Here is a 15,336-nt window from a genome sequence, read left to right on the forward strand (position 1 = left end):
GCCGCACCGCGTGCGGCCCGTCCCCGGCCCGACTGATCGTGGACGGCTCATTCGTAGACTCCTTCGACGATCCAGCGGCCCTGCTCGTCCCCGAGCACGCCGCAGAGCAACAATGCGGCCGCGCGCTCGGGGACGACCTGCATGCGGGCCCGAGGTCTGCGGGGCGCGCCGTCGGGCGTGGGCTCCCACCAGGCCTCGTCGATGGGCCACGGCCGTGACCAGCCGAGCAACGCACACCGACGGCCGCCCACCTCGATGACGGCGGGCCGGCCACCGAGCAGGCCCCGCAGGGTCACCCCGACGGCCTCCCCTGCCGCGCTCCGCAGTACGACGCCCCCGGTGAGAGACACCCGTGCCACCACCGCGGCCCCGGGGTCGACGCTCTCGCGGATCTCCAACCGATAGCCCGGGCCCGGCCACACCACCGACGGCGAGGGCGCGGGCAGCGCTCCCGGCCACGGACCGCGGGCGGCGGGCTCTGCCGGGGCGTCGCCGTACGGCAGGGACCGGACGCGGTCGGTCGGGCCGCGGCCGCCCACCTCCACGGGGACACGGACCGCCTCGGGTCCGAGCAGTCCCTGGACCCGGACGAGCGCACGGTGGACGCGGGCCTCCGCGAGCCCGGCCTCACCCCACAACCCCTCCTGGACACGGCCCGCGGGGACGACCTCCACAGGCTCCAGCACCAGGGCGGTGACCGCTCCCCCTGCCCCGCCGGCGATCGCGGTGCCGGTGAGCCAGCCCTCGAGCTGCCAGCGGAGCCGGTCAGCGGTGCCCTCCGGGGTCAGCGGCGACGAGCACCGCCACACCCGGTTGACCTCCGCCCCGCCCTCGACCCGGGCGGTGATGGACAACCGCAGGCACGAGACCCCGGCGGCGGCGAGCACGGCGTGCAGCTCCCCCGCCAGCCGACGGCCGAGGAAGGCGGCCTCGTCGACCCGCTCCAGGGGCGGATCGCACCGGTGCTCGACCGCCGAGCCCGTGGGCACCGCGGACACCGAGGGAGGCCGCCACGGGACGGCGCGGGCGATGCGGTGCGCCACCGCACCGGCCTCCCCGAAGCGGGTGGCCACGTCCCGCGGCGGGAGCGCGGCGAAGTCACCGAGCGTGCGGACCCCGAGGCGGTGCAGCAACCCGACCAGCTCGGACAGCACCTCGGGCTCACCCAACGCGGGTTCCACCACGAGCGCGTCCACGGGCAGCCCGGCCAGGTAACCCGCATCCCCGCCCGGCTCGAGCAGTGCCGACCCGCGGGCGCCGAGCACCGCCGTGGGCAACTCGTCCGCGAGCCCCACCTGACACTCCGCACCGGCGGCCGCCACCGCGTCCACGACCCGGGTGACGACCTCCTCGACCCCACCGTGGAAGCGCAGGGCCCCGGCTGCGGAGAACACGAACAGTCCGGGACGCAGGACCTCGATGCCCGGGACCACGGCGTCGAGCGCCTGCACCACGGGCTCGAACCACGCGGCGTCCCGGGCCGGATCGGCCTCGACCACCACGAGTTCGGGGCAGCGGAACTGCGCTTCGCGCCGACGCAGCCCGCGGCGCACCCCGACCGCCCGGGCGACGGCGTTGCACGCCAGCACCCCACGGGGCCCGACGACCGCCAACGGCAGATGCAGCCCGTGCCCCTCGGCCCGGGCCGCCGCGACCGTCGGCCAGTCCGGGCACCACACCGCCATGACCCGGGCGCTCATCCCGCCGCCACCCACTCCGCGGTCCGGCCGGGCGCCGCCCGGCCGGAACAGCGCACCAGGGTGGAGACCGAGGCCAACCGACCCGCGCCCGCACCCAGGCCGCCGTAGCGACAGTGCCGACCCGCCAGCGTCAGCTCCGCCCCGGGCCACCCCGCACCCACGAGCAACACCGCGCCGGCCGCTCGCACCCGACCGGCGAGCACGCGGGCTCGCGACGGGGCCACGGCCGCGACACCGGGCCCGAGCAGGACCAGATCCAGGCCGTCGAGCAGCACGGACACCACCGCCGCGGGATCCGGCCCGGGGTCCGGGACCAGCGCCAGGCAGTCCAGCCGGCCCCCCTGTTCGGCCACCGCGGCCACCCCGAGCTCCGGCCATCCGACCACCGCGCATCTCGCGCCGGCGGCCGTGGCCGCGGCGAGCAGGCCCACCCGGAGGGTCGCGCTACCGGAGACCGCCGTGACGCGGCCAGCGGGCAACACCCCGCCCGGCAACAGGTGCGCCACGGAGGCCGGCACTGCCACACCCGGCGCGACCACATCCGGCGCGGCCACACCCGGCACAGCCACCGCGGACACCGCGGACACCGGGGCCCCAGGGACCGCAGTGGCCCCAGGGACCGGAACGGAGACGGGTGCGCCGGACCCCGTAGGCTCAGCAGCCCCGACAGGGGCGGGGACGACGGACGCTCCGCGACCGGCGCCGACCACCGGGGCAGTCGCCGCGGGCACCGTCGAGCGGGCGGCCGCGGACGGGCCCCCGCCCGGCATCGCGGCCAGGCGTCGCCGCAGCTCCGCGACCCGCGCGGCCGTGTCGAGATCGGACAGATCGGCAACAGCAGCAGCGTCCACTACCATCGTCAGAACCTCCCGTCATGCACGACACGCCGTCGACCATGTGAATCGAACTATTTTTCGATCACGGGAACAGTGAACACCACGGGTACGACACCACGCAAGAACACCTGTTCGAGACGGGTGATCCTCGTCGTCGTCCCCGCCATCCGCCCGACCGCCTACCCTCGGTGACCATGAGAGCCTCCGTCGGGAACCGCATCGTGCTCATCGGCGCCGGGGACGTGGGCATCGCCTACGCCTATGCGCTCGTCAACCAGGGGCTGGCCGACCACCTGGCCATCATCGACATCGACCACGACAAACTCGTCGGCGAGGTCATGGACCTCAACCACGGGGTCGTGTGGGCGCCCTCCCCCACCCTCGTCACCGAGGGCACCTACGCCGACTGCACCGACGCCACCATGGTGGTCGTCTGCGCCGGCGCAGCCCAGCGACCCGGCGAGACGCGTCTCGATCTGGTGGGCAGGAACATGGCGCTGTTCGAGAGGATCGTCGGCGACATCATGACGACGGGTTTCGACGGCATCCTGCTGGTGGCGACCAACCCCGTCGACATCCTCGCCCAGGCCTCGTGGCGCTACTCCGGGCTACCGTCCGCGCAGGTCATCGGCTCCGGCACGATCCTCGACTCGGCACGCTTCCGGTTCATGTTGGGCCAGTACTACGACGTGGCCCCGATGAGCGTGCACGCCTCCATCATCGGGGAACACGGGGACACCGAACTGCCGGTCTTCTCCTCCGCCAACGTCTCCGGGGTGCCGCTACGGGGCGACCTGGAGGGCGACCCCGCCACACGGGAACGGCTCACGCAGATCTTCGACGAGACCCGGGACGCCGCCTACCGGATCATCGACTCCAAGGGGTCGACCAGCTACGGCATCGGGATGGGCCTGGCCCGCATCACCCGGGCCGTGGTGCGCAACGAACAGGTCTCGCTGCCGGTCTCAACCCTGCTGCGGGGCGAGTACGACCAGGACGGGATCTACATCGGGGTGCCCGCGGTGATCGGGCGGACCGGCGTCCAGCGGGTGGTGGAGCTGGAGCTCGACACCACCGAACGCGAACAGTTCGCCCGCAGCGCGAGCGCGCTGCGGGCGGTGTCCGAACAGTTCGAGATCCTGCGCTGACTCAGAGCGCGCCGGGGGGATCACTGGCCGGGAACGACTCCTCGCCCAACTCGTCGACGAGCTCGTCCTTGGAATCCGGGCGGTTGTCCCTCTCGTCCGGGTCGGCGGACGCGTCGTCGGTGTGGTCAGAGTTCTGCGGGTTGGTCATTCCTCGTTCTCCTCCCGCCGCACGGGGCGTACGGCGAGAATCAGATTACCGGACACCATCACCGCACCGCCGGGACGACCGGACGCGCGGAACCACTACAGGAACAGAGGGTCGTCGTGCACACCACCCACTACACCGACACGCTGATCCTGCCCGCCCCCGACACCAGGGCCGTGACGGCGACCGCCCCGCCCTCCGGGAAGGGATCGGTCGCCGAGCTGCAGTACGAACGCCTCTCGGGCGAGGACTACACGTGGACGAGCGACGACCTGATCTTCGACGTGCACTGCCGGCGCCGGGGCGTAGCGGAGGCCGACCGCGCCGCCGAACGCGAACGGTTCTTCTCCAAAGGCCAGCCGTGCCTGCGCACCTCCCCGCTGGCCAAGACCTACGGCTGGGCCCTGCACTTCGACTCCGACGGGCGCATCGCGCTGCTGCCCATGGGCTCCGAGCGCGTGGCCGAACTCGAGGCCGACCCGACGGTGACGGTCAGGGCCGCCATGAAGAGTTCCCGCTAGTAGCCCGGCTCGACGTCCGGGAGGAGGCGTAACCACTCCAGGACCGGACCGGAGATCACCTGCGCGAACTGTTCGTACCCGCCGGGCCCGGGGTGGGCGCCGTCGCCCGCGGCGACCTCGCGCATCCACGCCCCACCCGCCACCAGCACGTCGAAGGTCGGCACGAACGGCACCCCGGCCTCGTCGCACACCTGCGCCATGACCTCGGCCCGGGCGGCGATCCGCTCGTTGACCTCATCCCACACGACCGGCGGCGGCCCCACCACGAGGAACCGCCCCTCGGGGGCCCGGTCGATCATCCCGCGCAGCGCCGCGGCGGTGCCCGCCTCCCCGACGCGCAACCCGCCCCCGTGCTCCATGACGTCGTTGACGCCGAACTCGGCGATCACCGCGGTGGTGGGGAAGGCCGCCCGCCGACGGTCGACCTCGTCCCAGCGGGCCAGGATCATCTCGGAGGTGTCACCGCCGATCCCGGCGACCGCGGCGAGGATGTGCAGCCCGGCCCCTGGACCCGCCTCGACCAGGTGCGCGGTCCAGCCGCGACCCGTGTCATCGCCGTAACCTGCCACGAACGAATCGCCGATGATGCAGACGGGCAGGTCACGCAGTTCGCTCACCCCCGCCACGGTATCGGTCCGGGCAGGTGCGCGGAGCCGACCCGGACGAGAAGTCACCCCGGTCGGCCGGGTCGGCGCGGGCGATCAGTCCAGGTGCCGGGACTGCGCCCAGCGGGTCAGCGCGTGCCGGTTGGACTGCTGGGTCTTGCGCAGGACGTTGGAGGCGTGGGTCTCCACGGTCTTGACCGAGATGAACAACTCCTCGGCGATCTCCTTGTAGGTGTACCCGCGGGCCAGCAGCCGCAGCACCTCCTTCTCGCGCGGGGTGAGCGAGTCGACCTCGGGGTCGTGGACCGGTTCACCGCGCTCGGCGGGCCCGGGGGCGGCGCGGGCGAACGCGTCCAGCACGAACCCGGCCAGCCGCGGGGAGAACACCGCGTCCCCGTCGGCGACACGACGCACGGCGTCGGCCAGGTCCTCGCCGGTGATCGTCTTGGTGACGTACCCGCGGGCACCGGCGCGGATCACGGCGATGACGTCCTCGGCGGCGTCGGAGACGCTCAACGCGAGGAAGGTCGGTTCCGGGGCGCGGGCGGGATCGGCGACGCCGCCCGGGTCGGAGCCCAGGACCGAGCGCAGCACGGCCACCCCGCCGCCGTCGGGCATGTGCACGTCGAGCAGCACCACGTCGGGACGCACCCGGCCGATACCGGCCACGGCCTCGGCGACCGACCCCGCCTCGCCGACGACCTCGATCGCCGACTGCCCGGCGAGTTCGGCACGGACCCCGCTGCGGAACACCGCGTGGTCGTCCACGAGGAACACCCGGCACATCCCGCCGGCACCCGCCGCCGACTCCCCCGACCCGTCCCGTGGCCCGTCCGTCATGCGCCCTCCAGCGGCATCTCAATCCCGATCTCCGTCCCGCGCCCGAGCGTACTGCGCACACGCACCGTCCCACCGCGGCTCTCCACACGATGCCGGATGGACTGGGCCAGCCCGTGGCGGTCGCCGTCCACGGCGTCCGGGTCGAAACCGCACCCGCGGTCGCGGACGAACGCGCTGAGCGTGCGGCCGTCGTTCTCCACGAACACGTCGGCGGTGTCGACGCCCGCGTGCTTGGCGACGTTGACCAGGGCCTCGCGGACCGCGCCCAGGACCGCCTCCCCGGCATCGCCCACCGGGCCGTCGCCACCCACCACGACCTGGTCCACCCGCAGGCCGTAGACGTCCTCGACATCCCCGACCATCACCTCGACCGCCCCCGCGAAGGTCGTCGCGCCCGAGGACATGCGGGAACCGGCACCGAACAGCCACTGCCGCAGCTCACGTTCCTGGCGGCGGGCCAGCCGCGCCACCTGGCCCGGGTCGTCGGACCGCTTCTGGATGAGTGCCAGCGTCTGCAGGACGGAATCATGCAGGTGGGAGGCGATGTCGCTGCGCTCGGCCTCCCGGATACGCGCCGCGCGCTCCTCCTCCAGGGACCGCCACAGACGCAGTCCGACGGGCACGCTGAGCAGTCCCACGCCGACGAGGGTGGCCACGACCGCGAGGAGGGACGAGCGCAGGGCTGCCAGCTCGACCTGACCGAGCACGACGACAGCGAGGCCGACGACGACGAGGGTGGCCCCTGCGGTGACCCTGGCCCAGTCGAAGACCGACCGCGGCGCGACTCGTCCCCCACCGTCGTACTGCTGCCAGACCAGCCCGGCGCCCAGGGCCACGACGAGGACGGGAACGATGACGCTCAGGCCCGTGGCGGTGGTCAGCATGAACGACAGCACCGCGCCCGCCACCGCCATGACGGCCAGCGCCATGCCCCGTCTGCGCTCGCGCTCGTCCACCGGGCCCGCGCCGGGCCGCGTGGGCGCGGAGGGCCCGGTGGGGGTGAGCGCCCACAGCGCCGAGTACAGGGCCACGCCGGCACCCGAGAGCGTGGCCAGCAGGACCATGACCAGGCGCACGTGGGTGACCCGCACCCCGAGGTGGTCGGCCAGGCCCGTGCACACGCCGGCGACCACGGACCCGTCGGTGACCCGGGTCAACCGCGGGTACCAGCGGAAATCGATCGCCGGCACCGCTGCGGGCCGCGCCGGCGGTCGGGCGACCGGGGACGGCGGCCGGGCCTCGGCCGCCGGCGCGGGATCGGTCGCGTTCTCACTCATGGACGCCATCGTCACAGATCACCCCCCGGGGGCGCATCGGGGTCCGACCCCGAGATCCGCGGGGTCCGGATATCAGGGTCGGACCCCGATGTGCGACGGGCGCCCGCCGAGCACGATGGAGGCATGTCCAGAACGAGCACCACCGACCTCCCATCAGAGCTCCGCTCACTGTGGCGGACCCGACCCGTCCGGACCCCGGACGATTCCAAGATCGCCGGTGTCTGCGGCGGCTTCGGTCGGCGCTACGGCATCGACCCGGTCCTCTTCCGCGTCGCGTTCGTCGTCGCCGCCCTGTGGGGTGGGGCGGGAGTGTTCCTGTACGCACTGATGTGGCTGCTCCTGCGCTCCGCCGGGGACGAGGTCTCCTCCGGCGAGGCGCTCCTGGGGAAGGGCCGGGCGTCGGGCTCCAAGGTGACCGCGGTGGTCCTCGTCGTCGTCGTCCTCCTGTCCGCCCCCACCTTCGGCGGTTCCGGGGAGACCCTCCTCGTCGGCGCCGGGTTCCTCATGATCGCGGCGATGCTCGCCGGCTGGTACGGCCTGCACCGGCGCACCCCCGTCCCGCCCACCGGATGGGCGGAGGTCTCCGCGGTGCGGCCCCCCGCGGCGCGCGACACCCGCGCGGCCACCGGCACCGGCCCCTGGCGCGCCCCCGGGGCGTCCCAGGAGCCCGGTTCCGGACCCGACGCCCCGTTCGGCCCCCCGGTCCCGCCCTCGTGGGACCCCCTCGGCGCCGCACCGTTCGCCTGGGATCTGCCCGAGCCGGGCGTCGCCCCCGCCCCGGCCGCACCCACCCGACCCCGCTCGCGCCTGACCAAGGTCACGCTCGGCCTGGCGCTCATCGCGACCGCCGTCAGCGTCGGCCTGTCCACATTGGGCGGACTGACCTGGCTCGACGCCACCCGGATCGCCGCGATCGCCCTCTCGGTGGTGGCCGGCGGACTGCTCGTGGGCGCCGTCACCCGCCGCGGACACGGGCTGCTCGTGGTGGCCGGCCCGCTCGCCGGGTTCGTGCTGCTGGCGTCCCTCGTCCAGGTGCCCACCGGCGGTTGGGAGAACATCGGCGAACATCGCGTGGAGATCACCTCCCCCACGCAGCTCGACACACCGGTCACCCACGAACTGGGCACCGTCACCGTGGACATGCGGGGCCTCGAACTGGACGAGGACCGCAGCTACAGCATCACCAACGAGGTCGGTGAGGTGCGGGTGCTGCTGCCCGACGGCCTCGCCGTGGACGCCACCTGCCGGACCGACGTCGGCTCCGTCGACTGCCCCGACCGCCCCGCCGACACCGACGGGCCGGTCCTGACCCTGGACATCACCAACGACATGGGAAACGTGAAGGTCACCCGATGAACACGAACACACCCACCGGCGACACACCCGCCGCCGACGGCAACCGGGCCCACGGGGACGCGGAGTCCGCGCCCGGCCACCGGTCCCCGTCCCTGCACCCGCTGTACGAACCCCTGCCCTACGGCACCGGGTTCACCGACCCCGAGCCCCTCGGCTTCGGCATCGCCCCGGCCGCCGCGCGGACCGGCACCGTCGAGGTGTCGGACAGGCGGCGGGCCGGATCACCGGTCCTCGCGGTGGCCGGCCTGGCTTCCCTGGGCGTCGCCGCGTGGGCGATCCTCGGCGCGCCCGTGATCACCCCGACCGTACTGCTGGCCGCGGCACTCGTCCTCACCGTGCTCGTGGGACTGATCATGGTCGTGCGTCGCTGACAGTCGAGTTCACGACCCGGGCGGGGGTGGGGTCACTCCCACTCGATGGTGCCCGGCGGCTTGCTCGTCACATCCAGCACGACCCGGTTGACGTCCGGGACCTCGTTGGTGATGCGGTTGGAGATCAGCGCCAGCGTCTCGTACGGCACGCGCGTCCAGTCGGCGGTCATCGCGTCCTCGGAACTCACCGGTCGCAGGACGATCGGGTGGCCGTAGGTCCGGCCGTCGCCCTGGACACCGACCGAGCGGACGTCGGCCAACAGCACCACCGGGCACTGCCACACGGTCGAGTCGAGGCCGGCGGCGGTCATCTCCTCGCGCACGATGGCGTCCGCCGCGCGCAGGGTCTCCAGCCGGTCGCGGTCCACGGCGCCGACGATGCGGATCGCGAGCCCGGGGCCGGGGAACGGGTGGCGTCCGACGATCGCCTCGGGCAGGCCGAGTTCGCGGCCCACTGCGCGGACCTCGTCCTTGAACAGCAACCGCAGGGGCTCGACGAGGGTGAACTCCACGTCGTCCGGCAGACCGCCCACGTTGTGGTGGCTCTTGATGTTGGCCGTGCCCGCACCGCCGCCGGACTCCACGACGTCCGGGTAGAGGGTGCCCTGGACGAGGAAGTCGACGGAGGAGGCGGCAGACTCGCCGGAACCCTGGAGCTCGAGCGCCTGCGTCACCGCCCGCTCGAAGGACCGGATGAACTCGCGGCCGATGATCTTGCGCTTGGTCTCCGGATCGGTGACGTCGGCGAGGTGCCCGAGGAAGACGTCGGAGTCGTCCAGCGTGATGAGGCGCGCGCCGGTGGCCGCCACGAAGTCGTTCTCGACCTGCTCGCGCTCGCCCGCACGCAACAGACCGTGGTCGACGAACACGCAAGTGAGGCGATCACCGATCGCACGCTGTACCAGGGCGGCCGCGACGGCCGAATCGACGCCACCGGACAGTCCGCAGATCGCGTGGCCGTCGCCGATCTGCTCCCGGACGGCCTCCACCAGCTGGTCGGCGATGTTCGAGGCGGTCCACGTCGGCTCGAGCCCGGCGACCTCGGTGAGGAAGCGGCTCAACACCTGCTGACCGTGGGGCGAGTGCAGGACCTCCGGGTGGTACTGCACCCCGGCCATCCGGCGCTCGGTGCACTCGAACGCCGCCACCGGGGCCCCGGGCGACGACGCCGTGACGGTGAACCCCTCCGGCGCGGCCGTGACCGCGTCGCCGTGGCTCATCCACACCGGGTGGTGCTCCGGTAGCCCGGCGTGCAGGACGCCACCGGAGACGTTCACGTCGGTGCGGCCGTACTCGCGGCTGCCCGTGTGCGCGACCTCGCCCCCGAGGGCACCGGCCATCGCCTGGAAGCCGTAGCAGATGCCGAACACCGGAAGGCCCAGATCGAAGACCGCTGGATCGAGCGAGGGCGCGTCCTCGGCGTAGACGCTGGAGGGCCCACCGGACAGCACCAGTGCCACCGGGTCCTTGGCGCGGATCTCCTCCACCGTCGCCGTGTGCGGGATCACCTCGGAGTAGATGCGCGCCTCGCGCACGCGGCGAGCGATGAGCTGCGCGTACTGGGCGCCGAAGTCCACCACGAGTACCGGTCGGGGTGCCACCGCCTCGGCGGCGAGCTGGGAGTCGGTCTGTGCGTTCTCGGCCACGGGGTCGAGTCTAGGCCCCGCGGCCCATCCGCCGAACTCGACCACATCCCCCGTGCTGCGGTTCACAATGAACTCCACCATGACCCCGGCCGGCCCGGGCCCGACAGAGCGAGAGGGCACCGATGGAACGAATGACCGGTTTCGACGCGAGCCTGCTGTACCTGGAAACCGCCCAGCAGCCCCTCGTGGTGGGCGGGATCCTGTTCATCGACGTCGCCGACCTCGAGGTCGAGTACTCCTTCGAGTGGCTCCGGACAGAGCTCGGCCGCCGGATCAAGGAACTGCCCGAACTGCGCCGCAAGATCTACGATTCCCCGCTCAACCTCGGACACCCCGCGTGGGTGGAGGAATACGACCTCGACATCACCGCGCACGTCCGCCGCGTCGACGTGGACCACCCCGGAGACGACCGCGCGGTGTTCGAGATGTGCGGCACCCTCGGCAGTCGCCCGCTCGACAGGTCACGCCCGCTGTGGGAGATGTGGATCCTCGAGCGGCTCGCCGACCCGGACACCGTCGTCGTGTACTTCCGCGCCCACCACGCCATCCTGGACGGCGCCAACGGCGCCTCCATCCTCCGCAAGTTCGGCGCCGCCGGAAAGCGACCCTCCGCCCGCGACCTCGACCTCGTGCGCGTCCAGGCGGGCAGCGCCAACCCCATCCGGCTCCTGGCCGGCGGGTGGTGGGACTTCTCCGTACGCCGCCCGCTGACCCTGGCCCGGCTCGTCCCCGAGGTCGTCGGGCTCCCCTTCGCCCTGCGCAGATCCACGGCGACAAAGAAGAAGTCGGCGGAGTCGGCCGCGGACGCGACGGGCACGGTCGCGGAGACCGACGACCTCGTCGTCGTCCCCAAGGCCGCACCGTTCACCGCCCCCCGCACCCGGTTCAACGCCACGATCACCCCCCACCGGGCCGTCTGGGGCGCCTCCCTCGACCTCGGCGAGATCACCGAGATCAAGGACGCGTTCGGCGTGACCGTCAACGACGTCTACCTCGCGGTGATGGGCGGCGGACTCCGACGGTATCTGCGCTCCCACGACGACCTGCCGGACAAGTCGCTCGTCGCGGTGGTCCCCGTCTCCACCCGCGATGTCGAGGGAACCCAGGGCAACAACCGGGTGACCGTCCTGTTCGCGTCCCTGGGGACCGACATCGCCGACCCGCTCGAGCGCCTGCGCGCCATCTCCGCCCGCACCAGCCGGGGCAAGAAGCAGTCGAAGAACGGCATGCGTCCGGACCTCATCCAGGACGTCGCCACGCTCGCCCCCGCCCGGACCCTGCAGCTGCTGATGCGGATCTACGGAGACTTCCACCTGGCGGACCTCCACCCGGTCGTGCACAACCTCGTCGTGTCGAACATCCCCGGCCCCCGCGAGGGACTGGACTTCCTCGGGGCCCGGGTCACCCACATGTACCCGCTCGGCCCCCTCATGCACGGCTCCGGGGTGTCCGTCACCGCCATGTCCGTGGACGGTCAACTCGACGTGGGGATCAACGCCTGCGAGCACCTGGTGCCCGACCCCGACCTCCTCGCCACCGGGATCCGCGAGGCCATGGACCGGTTGCTCGAGCTCACCAGGGCGGCCGGGACGGACGAGGAGGGTTGACGCGTGCAACGGATGACCGGGCTCGACGCGAGCTTCCTCTACCTCGAGACCGCCGAGCAGATCATGGTGATCAACGGCCTGGTCCACCTCGACGTGACCACCATCGAGGAGGGGTACTCCTTCGAGCGCCTCCGGTCCGGACTCGCCCGACGGGTCAAGTCCGTCCCCCCGTTCCGCCGCAGGATCCACGACTCCCGGTGGAACCCCGGTCACCCGGCCTGGGTCGAGGACTTCGACTTCGACATCTCCCACCACGTCCGCCTGATCCGGCTCGGCCCGGACGGCACCGAGGACCAACTGCTGGAGGAGTGCGGCCGTCTCGCCTCCACGCCACTGGACCGAACCCGGCCACTGTGGCAGGTCTGGGTCATCGAACGGGGCGAGCCCCACGCACCGATCGTCAGCGCGTTCTGCCGGGTCCACCACTCCCTGATCGACGGCATGCTGGGCGCCGAGTTGCTCTCCACCCTCGCCGCGACGGACGCCACCACTCCCGAGCAGGATCCCGCGCTCGTGCGCACGCATGTCGGGCGGGCCAACACCCTCCAGCTGATAGCCGGCGGCGCCCGCGATCTGCTGGGCCGTCCACTCACGCTCCTGCGTCTACTCCCCGAGACCCTGTCGGTGCCCGCGGTGATCACGCGGGCACGCGGACCGGCGGGCGCCGGGGAATCCATGCCCGCCCCGTTCACAGCGCCCCGCACGCTGTTCAACCACTCGCTCACCCCGCACCGCGCCCTGGCCACCGCGTCGCTCGATCTGCAGTCCGTCAAGCTGGTCACCGCCCGCCTGGGCGGGACGGTCAACGACGTCCTGCTCACCGTGGTCGGCGGGGCGGTCCGCTCCTATCTCGAGGCACACGGCGACGCCCCCGACCCTCCCATGGTGGCGATCGTCCCCATGTCCACGCGCGACGATCTGGCCACCGGCGGCGCCAACCAGGTGTCGGCCATGTTCGCGTCCCTGGCCACGGACGTGGCCGACCCGGTCGAACGGTACGAGCGGATCTCCGCCGCGGCGGACACCACCAAGCGACAGGCCGCGAGCATCCGACCGGCCCTGCTGGACAACTGGGCCCGGATGAGCCCCCGCTGGGTCCTCGATGTGGGAATGCGGGCGTACGAGTCGCTCAGGCTCGCCGACGTCCACCCGGTGATCTACAACCTCATCATCTCCAACGTGCCCGGCCCCCGCCACGCCCTCTACTTCCTCGGCGCGCGGATCACCCACATGCACCCCTTCGGCCCGCTGCTGCACGGTGCGGGGTTGTCCGTGACCAGCCTGTCGACCGACGGGCGCCTCGACCTAGGCGTGATCTCGTGCGAGCACCTCGTGCCGGACCCGGACGCGGTGGCCCGCGGCATCACCGCCGCGCTCGATGAGCTGGTCGAGCTCACCGCGCCCTGACCGACGGGGCGTCCGTCAGCTGACCTCGACGATCGGCAGCCGCAGCGCTCCCGGGGCGGCCTCCGGAACCATCGGCGACACGGGCGGGACCGGCGAGAGGCGGCGGTACTCCTCACCCTGGACCGGGCGCGGGTCCGCCTCACCCTTGTTGGGCCACAGCGACATGGCACGTTCGGCCTGGGCGGTGATGCTGAGCGCCGGGTTCACGCCGAGGTTGGCGGAGATCGCCGAGCCGTCCACGATGTGCATCGTGGGGTAGTTCCACACGCGGTGGTACGGATCCACCACCCCGGTCTCGGGCGAATCCGAGATCACGCACCCGCCGAGGAAGTGGGCGGTGAGCGGGATGTTGGCGATCTCACCCCAGGTGCCCCCGGGTAGGCCGCCGATCTCCTCGGCGATCTTCCGGGTCGCCTCGTTGCCGGCGGGGATCCAGGTGGGGTTGGGCTCGCCGTGGCCCTGCTTGCTGGTGACGTACCTGAACGGGCCGACGCGCTTGACGTAGGTCTGCAGCGAGTTGTCCAGATTCTGCATCACGAGCGCGATCACCGAACGCTGGCTCCAGCGGCGCAGGTAGAACAGCTGGAGGAACATCCGGGGCTCGCGCCGGACCTCGTTCAGCAGGGTGCGCCACCGCGGGAGCGGCCCGTCACCGTCCGTCAGCAGGGTCTGCAGGATGGCGATGGCGTTGGAGCCCTTGCCGTACCGGACCGGTTCGATGTGGGTGTCGGGGCGGGGATGGAACGACGACGTGATGGCCACGCCCTCGGAGAAGTCCTGCTCCGGCTTGTAGTTCGGTCGCATCGCCCCGAGGATCGCCTCGGAGTTGGTGCGGGTGAGCCGACCGATCGCATCCGAGAGCCTGGGAAGTGAGCCCGAGTCCTTGGCGTAGTGGAGCAGGTGCTGGGTGCCCCAGGTGCCGGCCGCCACGACGACCTGACCGGCGGTCACCGTCGTGGTGCGCTTCCCGCGGCGCGTCCAGGCGCCCGTCCGCTCGAGGGTGATCTCCCACGTGCCGTCGCCCCGCTCGCGCAGGTCGCTGACCGTGGTCCGGTCCAGGATGCGGGTTCCCGCACGCTCGGCCAGGGCCAGGTAGTTCTTCATCAGCGTGTTCTTGGCGTTGTGACGGCAGCCGGTCATGCACTCGCCGCACTCGATGCACGCGTTACGGTCCGGACCCACCCCGCCGAAGTACGGATCGGGGACCCGCTCGCCGGGTTTGCCCTGCCCGCCCGTCTTCTCCCCGAAGAACACGCCGACCGGGGTGTAGACGAAGGTGTCCTCGGCGCCCATGTCGCGGGCGACCTTCTTCATGACCTCGTCCGAATGGGTGTGCGTGGGGTTGGTGACCACGCCCAGCATGCGGCGGCCCTGGTCGTAGAACGGGGTGAGTTCCTCCTCCCAGTCCGTGATGTGGCCCCACTGCCGGTCCTTGAAGAACTGACCGGTCGGCTTGTACAGGGTGTTGGCGTAGTTGAGGGACCCGCCGCCGACACCCGCGCCGGCGAGGATCATCACGTCACGCATCATGTGGACGCGCTGGATCCCGAACAGCTTGAGTTTGGGCGCCCACACGTAGCGGTTGAGACGCCAGGATGTCTTGGGCAGGTCGGCGTCCTCGAAACGGCGGCCCGCCTCGATCACCGTGACGCGGTACCCCTTCTCCGACAGCCGCAGGGCCGTGACACTGCCGCCGAAGCCGGAACCGATGACGACGACATCGGTGTCGGTCGGAGTGGAGGGGGCGTCGGTCGGGATCGACTGTGCGTGCGACGTCATGGTGCAACTCCCAGGGGTGGTCGATGGTGGGCATCACAGTACCCGAGCACCATCGAACCTACCCGACAGTAGCCCCTGATTTGTCCACGCGGTGACCG

The 15,336-nt window shown here is 72.3% G+C and carries 14 protein-coding genes; 6 read left to right on the top strand and 8 right to left on the bottom strand.

The window, feature by feature from the left end; genetic code table 11:
• Positions 1 to 47: 47 nt before the first annotated feature.
• Positions 48 to 1,700 carry a DNA polymerase Y family protein gene (locus tag L8M95_RS15660; RefSeq protein WP_260487011.1) on the bottom strand — a complete coding sequence of 551 codons (1,653 nt, stop codon included), beginning with the start codon at positions 1,698 to 1,700 and terminating at the stop codon, positions 48 to 50.
• Positions 1,697 to 2,269, bottom strand: a complete 573-nt coding sequence (locus L8M95_RS15665; protein WP_260487013.1) for a hypothetical protein — start codon at positions 2,267 to 2,269, stop codon at positions 1,697 to 1,699. Before L8M95_RS15665 ends, L8M95_RS15660 begins: the two co-directional genes overlap by 4 nt.
• A 461-nt stretch (positions 2,270 to 2,730) precedes the next feature.
• Between L8M95_RS15665 and L8M95_RS15670 the strand changes: the two genes are divergently transcribed.
• Entirely contained in the window at positions 2,731 to 3,684 is a 954-nt protein-coding gene (locus L8M95_RS15670; RefSeq protein ID WP_260487014.1) for an L-lactate dehydrogenase, read from the top strand.
• Between the two features lies 1 nt (position 3,685).
• Here L8M95_RS15670 and L8M95_RS15675 read toward each other — a convergent pair whose 3' ends face one another.
• Positions 3,686 to 3,832 carry a hypothetical protein gene (locus L8M95_RS15675; RefSeq protein ID WP_260487015.1) on the bottom strand — a complete coding sequence of 49 codons (147 nt, stop codon included), beginning with the start codon at positions 3,830 to 3,832 and terminating at the stop codon, positions 3,686 to 3,688.
• A 116-nt stretch (positions 3,833 to 3,948) separates the two neighbouring features.
• Between L8M95_RS15675 and L8M95_RS15680 the strand changes: the two genes are divergently transcribed.
• Entirely contained in the window at positions 3,949 to 4,350 is a 402-nt protein-coding gene (locus L8M95_RS15680; RefSeq protein ID WP_260487016.1) for a DUF6157 family protein, read from the top strand.
• On the opposite strand, the gene L8M95_RS15685 is transcribed toward L8M95_RS15680, so the two are convergent.
• The 3 genes from L8M95_RS15685 to L8M95_RS15695 form a co-directional block, all read right to left on the bottom strand.
• Complete coding sequence (locus L8M95_RS15685) at positions 4,347 to 4,967, bottom strand: GDSL-type esterase/lipase family protein (protein WP_260487018.1); 621 nt, start codon at positions 4,965 to 4,967, stop codon at positions 4,347 to 4,349. The genes L8M95_RS15680 and L8M95_RS15685 overlap by 4 nt on opposite strands.
• Before the next feature lie 84 nt (positions 4,968 to 5,051).
• Positions 5,052 to 5,795, bottom strand: a complete 744-nt coding sequence (locus L8M95_RS15690) for a response regulator transcription factor (protein WP_312027421.1) — start codon at positions 5,793 to 5,795, stop codon at positions 5,052 to 5,054.
• On the bottom strand, positions 5,792 to 7,072 hold the full coding sequence (locus L8M95_RS15695; protein WP_260487019.1) for an ATP-binding protein: 1,281 nt from the start codon (positions 7,070 to 7,072) through the stop codon (positions 5,792 to 5,794). The genes L8M95_RS15690 and L8M95_RS15695 overlap by 4 nt, the downstream gene beginning before the upstream one ends.
• Before the next feature lie 123 nt (positions 7,073 to 7,195).
• Here L8M95_RS15695 and L8M95_RS15700 point away from each other — a divergent pair, with 123 nt between their 5' ends.
• Together L8M95_RS15700 and L8M95_RS15705 are read left to right on the top strand one after the other, a co-directional pair.
• Positions 7,196 to 8,428 carry a PspC domain-containing protein gene (locus L8M95_RS15700; RefSeq protein ID WP_260487020.1) on the top strand — a complete coding sequence of 411 codons (1,233 nt, stop codon included), beginning with the start codon at positions 7,196 to 7,198 and terminating at the stop codon, positions 8,426 to 8,428.
• Positions 8,425 to 8,799, top strand: a complete 375-nt coding sequence (locus L8M95_RS15705) for a hypothetical protein (protein ID WP_260487021.1) — start codon at positions 8,425 to 8,427, stop codon at positions 8,797 to 8,799. The genes L8M95_RS15700 and L8M95_RS15705 overlap by 4 nt, the downstream gene beginning before the upstream one ends.
• Before the next feature lie 32 nt (positions 8,800 to 8,831).
• Here L8M95_RS15705 and guaA read toward each other — a convergent pair whose 3' ends face one another.
• Positions 8,832 to 10,445, bottom strand: a complete 1,614-nt coding sequence (guaA, locus tag L8M95_RS15710; RefSeq protein ID WP_312027422.1) for a glutamine-hydrolyzing GMP synthase — start codon at positions 10,443 to 10,445, stop codon at positions 8,832 to 8,834.
• Between the two features lie 122 nt (positions 10,446 to 10,567).
• On the opposite strand from guaA, the gene L8M95_RS15715 reads away from it, so the two are divergent.
• Both L8M95_RS15715 and L8M95_RS15720 read left to right on the top strand, forming a co-directional pair.
• A complete protein-coding gene (locus tag L8M95_RS15715) occupies positions 10,568 to 12,052 on the top strand; it encodes a wax ester/triacylglycerol synthase family O-acyltransferase (RefSeq protein WP_260487022.1) in 1,485 nt (494 codons plus the stop codon).
• 12 nt (positions 12,053 to 12,064) lie between these two features.
• Positions 12,065 to 13,459: a wax ester/triacylglycerol synthase family O-acyltransferase gene (locus L8M95_RS15720; protein WP_260489284.1), complete on the top strand. Its 1,395-nt coding sequence runs from the start codon at positions 12,065 to 12,067 to the stop codon at positions 13,457 to 13,459.
• A gap of 15 nt (positions 13,460 to 13,474) precedes the next feature.
• Here the strand turns inward: L8M95_RS15720 and L8M95_RS15725 are convergent, their stop codons facing one another.
• On the bottom strand, positions 13,475 to 15,238 hold the full coding sequence (locus tag L8M95_RS15725) for an FAD-dependent oxidoreductase (RefSeq protein WP_260487023.1): 1,764 nt from the start codon (positions 15,236 to 15,238) through the stop codon (positions 13,475 to 13,477).
• Positions 15,239 to 15,336 lie beyond the last annotated feature (98 nt).

Origin of the sequence: Dietzia sp. B32 (assembly GCF_024732245.1) — a bacterium.
In the GTDB taxonomy this organism is placed as follows: Bacteria; Actinomycetota; Actinomycetes; order Mycobacteriales; family Mycobacteriaceae; genus Dietzia.